A 4,373-nucleotide genomic window follows, 5' to 3' on the forward strand; every position below is an offset into this window, starting at 1 on the left:
TTCGGGTCCCACGCGAACGATAGCGGCTCATGAGGAAAGGAATTTCAATCGCAGGGCCCGCGAAGGCGGCGATTGGCTCGGCGTGGAATTGGTGAGAAGGGGCGGGCACCGCGCTGGGACAGCGTTGAGATCGGGGTGCAGGCGGTGCGGGAGGCGCGCGCCCACAGTGCGCCTGGAGCGTGCCGGCCCCGCGGCGCGCGAGCGCATGCGGGGACCGCGGACATCGCGCACGGCGCTCCGAAGCACGGGAGCGCCAAGCATACGTCCATCGCGAGCGGACGCCGTCACCAGAACGTCGCGCGAAATACCTTTCCAGCGCATGTCGCGCCGCGGCCTAACGAAGTAGAGATTCTTGCCGCGCGAAGCCGCGGCAAAATCTGGTGTTGATCTCAATCCGCCGATGAGGTGGCGAAGAGCCGGCCTCTTGGACTTTCAATCGAGCGGAGTTGCGTTCGTGCGTGCGTAGCCCGGGGCGGCGGGTGCGCTGGTGCGGCGGGTGATGCGTGATGACGGCTCGCACGGATCGTTGAGCGACACAGTTGACGTGACCGGCGCGCTGCTTCCGGAGGTAAAACGGGGGATCGGACGGCACCGGATGCAGCACAGCTGGACGACCGAGCCAGGACGCAGCTGTTGGGATGGAATCGAGAGACTGCCGAATCGAAGACGCCTGATCATGGCGGCGCCCTCGATCGCTGGTAGCGCTGGACGAGTCGCAGCTGACCGCGCTGGCACACAGGGCAGCGTGGACCTGAATTGATGACATTGCCGCCAGCGTTATTAGATGCCTCTACCAACTTATCTCCGGCGTGCTGCGTGGCGTGGAGCTGGAGCAAGTGGCGAGCACGCTCGAGATCCTCACGGCCAGTCGGACTGAGGAGACCGTAGTAGCGGATCTTGGTGAAGCCGCGCGGGAGCACGTGTTGGAGAAACCGCGGGATGAATACATCCACCGGTAGCGTCAGCCGCCTGGTTTCGTGCGTGCGCGCGTGCGTGTAGCGAAAGGTGACGCGACCGTGCTCGAAGCGTTCGAGCGAATGGTTGCTGAGGGCGACGCGATAGATGTAGCGCGAGAGATACCGGGTGGCGTGGTCGCCGCTCCCGATCTGTTGGACATGGACGGTCCAGCGGCAGGTCCACACGTTGGGATCGATGCCCGCGTCCACGCCGGAGCGCGCAAACGCAGCGCGCATCTTGGCGCGAAAGATCTCTGACAACATGTAGCCGGGCACGAGGAAGCACGGATTGGCGGGCTTGACCCAAGCGGCACCGCCGGACGAGAGTCCGCCCGCGGTCACGAGGAGGTGCGCGTGGGGATGATACTCCAGAGTGCGCGACCAGGTATGAAGGACCGCAAGAATGCCGGGCGTGCCGCCGACCCACTGGCGGCCTTGGGCGAGGGTCTGGACCGAAGCAGCGGCTTCGCGCAGCAGAGCGGCGTAGACCATCTTCTGGTGCGAGCGCGCGACGGCGCGAAGTTGCTGCGGCAGGGTGAAGGTGAGAAGGTAGTGATCGCATGGAAGCAGTCGAGCACGGGTGCTCTGGAGCCAGTCCTCCGCTCGCTCCTCCTGGCATTTGGGGCAGTGCCGGTTGCGGCAGGAGTGATAACTGTAGTCGAGCGCGCCGCAGTCGTCACAGCGGTAGAGCGAACCGCCGAGTGCTGGTGTGCGACAAGCGGCGATGTCGTCCATGGCGCGGCCATGCGAGGGCAGCATCCGTCCGGCGTGGAGTTCGCGGTAGCGAGGCCCCGCTGCGCGGAAGATGTCGGCCAGCTCCAGCATGGAGCGAAGGCCGTGAATCGTTGCCCTGTGTGGTGTCCTTCTATGGACGCGGCATCAAGCCATTGATCGGCTCGAGCGCGGCGTCGCGGAGTTCGCGGGTGAGGTGAGTGTAGATGGCGGTGGTACGGAGGCTGGTGTGCCCGAGGGATTCCTGAATGAGCGGGAGTGCCACCCCGGCTTCGAGCAAGTGGGTGGCGTAGCTGTGACGCAGGGTATGGACGTGGGCTCGCTTGTGGATGCCGCTCTTTTTGACGGCGCGCGCGAAGGCGCTCTGAAGACTCGATCGCGAGATCGGACCGAGGGCCGGGTCAGTGAGCGTGGAGAGATGTGTGCGTGTGATTGTGGGGAAGAGCCAGAGCGGATTGCGGTGCGTGCGCCAGTGTTCGCGCAGGAGCTCGAGCGTGGCGTCCGGGAGCGGGACGTAGCGATCCTTGCGGCGCTTGCCATGGATGTGGAGCAGCTTGCGGTCGCCGTCAACGTCGGGGACCTGGAGCCGCGCGCCTTCCAGGAGGCGCAGACCGCAGGCGTAAATCGTGGTGAGACAGACGCGGTAGACGCTGATCCGGATGGCTCCGAGAATCCGCCACACTTCATCGCGGCTGAGGACAACGGGGAGTTTCTTCTCGCCCTTGGGGCGCGCGACGCCGAGGACGGTCCACGGCCGCACGAGCGTCTGCTGATAGAAAAACTTGATGCCGCAGAGGGCGATCGTGTGGGTGCCGCGGGCGACCTTTTGGACGGTGCTCAGGTGGAGCAGGTACTGGCGGATCTGCTCTTCACAGAGGCGGTCGGGGGGCGCATGATAGAACCGGGCGAGCTGGGCGACGGCGCGGACGTAGGCCTCGACGGTCCGGTCGGAGTACCCACGAAGCTGGAGGTCGTGGATCATGCGTTGGCGAAGCGGTGTCATGTGGTCCTCTCTGGAAAACGGTTGAGAGGATCAGACATCGCGCCACTATCTTTTTCAATCTTTTCAATCGCGCGGCAGGGACAATGTGCGACGGACTGGCAGTGCTATCCGCCGCAGGCGGATTGAGTTCAACAAACCGTTGCAGCCGATCCTCGCAAGCGGGCTTCGCCCGCCCGCTCGGCCGGCTGAACGGTGACGGTTAGCCGGACTCTGACGAATGAAGGCAACAGACAGCAGCTCTGTAGTCGTCCTGGACACAAACGTATACCGGCGATTGGGACGTGGACGGAGTGATCATGATGCGCAACGGAAAGGTCGTGGGCTTGCGTCCCGCGACGCACTGGGCGGAGTCCAAGCGCTTCTACACCCGTTCGTCATCCTCGAGTTGGTGTCTCACCTCGCTGATATCCAGGACCCAGAATGGACTGATTGCAGAGCCGCCCTCATTGTAGCGTGGCATCATTGCCAGACCGAATCCGATGAGGAGTCTAAGTTCCTCGCGGTCATCAATGATTCCGAGACCGCCATCTGTAGGCTCGCATACCAGCTGGATCCGCCGGGCCATGCAGCCGTATCGGAGCGACTCGCGACGCTTTGCAAGCGGGTCGCGACGAGCAGTCCTGAGGAGGCAAAAACCCTGGGACATTCGGACCTAGTCTTGTGGTCCAACCAAGCGGCGGAGATTGAAAACGAGTTTGTCTCCGATATGATGCAGCACATCATTCGCGAACATATTCCAGATGCAGTCGCCTGGGATGCGTTGAAGAGAGACCCCGCCAAGCGACGCGAACTCTGGAAATCGTGAACTCGGCGGTTTTCGTTCGCGAAATGGCCGAGGCAAATGTCCGTAAGGCTCAGATGCTTCTACGCCTGGAGCAGAACGACCCATACTTCACTAATCGGATCGACTTGGTGGCTTCAACTTTTCGAGCTCCGTTTGAACTTTACCGTGCGGCACTACGACACGTAGTTCTTAACGGGGTCGATGTTGCGAAAACCAAGTACCGAAATTGGATTTGGGACCTACACATTGCATTTTCGGTTGGAGATTTCACTGTTTTCGGAAACAGGCCTGTAAAGTTTGTAACGAATGACAAAATGATTCTGGATGCAGCTTCTACCGCGAATTTGGAGCAGCTGGTGCGGTCATTCGAACAATATTCTGATGAGCTCCGCGCCAGCGCCGGCTAACCGGGCGCTGCTGCAGACGGCGGCCTAAATGAATGCGGCTGGCGCGTTGCGCGCACCCCGCTGCAGTTTTGTTGGAGCCGCCGCAGCAGGGCGCTGGGCGGTTAGCCAGACACGAAAGGGAATAGCGAATGCTCTCGGCGGATTTGCTGGCCCAGGTTCCCGCTCAGGGGATGCCATCAAGAGATGTGTGGGAGGTTGCCTTCAGTGCGCTCGCGGTGGTTGGCGGCGTACTGGCCGCTCTCGGGGCGATCATTGCCTTCTTCTTGAAGAGGTACTGGGACAAGCGCGACCGAGAAGCCGATCTCCGGGAACGAGCTCAGGCTGCCAAGGACGCCGATCGAGCACGGCACCGAGATATTCTGTACGAGTCACTCAAATGGTTCGAAGGTGGCACTCAGAAGCGAAGCATCGGCATTGCCGTTGTAAATACGAGCTGGCACACCTTCGACGACTTCCGACCTCTTTGGACCGAGGTGTTCGCAAATCAGGCG

The 4,373-nt window shown here is 62.1% G+C and carries 4 protein-coding genes; 2 read left to right on the plus strand and 2 right to left on the minus strand.

The annotated features are described in order from the left end of the window. Positions 1-674 precede the first annotated feature (674 nt). Together VES88_09395 and VES88_09400 are read right to left on the minus strand one after the other, a co-directional pair. A complete protein-coding gene (locus VES88_09395) occupies positions 675-1,781 on the minus strand; it encodes an IS91 family transposase (protein ID HYN81702.1) in 1,107 nt (368 codons plus the stop codon). Positions 1,782-1,821: 40 nt separating this feature from the next. Further along, a complete protein-coding gene (locus VES88_09400; protein ID HYN81703.1) occupies positions 1,822-2,691 on the minus strand; it encodes a site-specific integrase in 870 nt (289 codons plus the stop codon). Between the two features lie 217 nt (positions 2,692-2,908). On the opposite strand from VES88_09400, the gene VES88_09405 reads away from it, so the two are divergent. After that, positions 2,909-3,496, plus strand: coding sequence for a hypothetical protein (locus VES88_09405; protein ID HYN81704.1), 588 nt, complete (start codon positions 2,909-2,911; stop codon positions 3,494-3,496). Positions 3,497-4,010: 514 nt separating this feature from the next. Continuing rightward, positions 4,011-4,373: hypothetical protein (locus VES88_09410; protein ID HYN81705.1), on the plus strand; the 363-nt coding region annotated here is incomplete at its 3' end.

The organism is Gemmatimonadaceae bacterium (genome assembly GCA_035633115.1).
Classification (GTDB): Bacteria; Gemmatimonadota; Gemmatimonadetes; order Gemmatimonadales; family Gemmatimonadaceae; genus UBA4720.

Bases quoted from the DNA above. Each gene is read 5' to 3' on its own strand.
- VES88_09395 (HYN81702.1), bottom strand. From the start codon at position 1,781: ATGCTGGAGCTGGCCGACATCTTCCGCGCAGCGGGGCCTCGCTACCGC.
- VES88_09400 (HYN81703.1), bottom strand. From the start codon at position 2,691: ATGACACCGCTTCGCCAACGCATGATCCACGACCTCCAGCTTCGTGGG.
- VES88_09405 (HYN81704.1), top strand. From the start codon at position 2,909: ATGAAGGCAACAGACAGCAGCTCTGTAGTCGTCCTGGACACAAACGTA.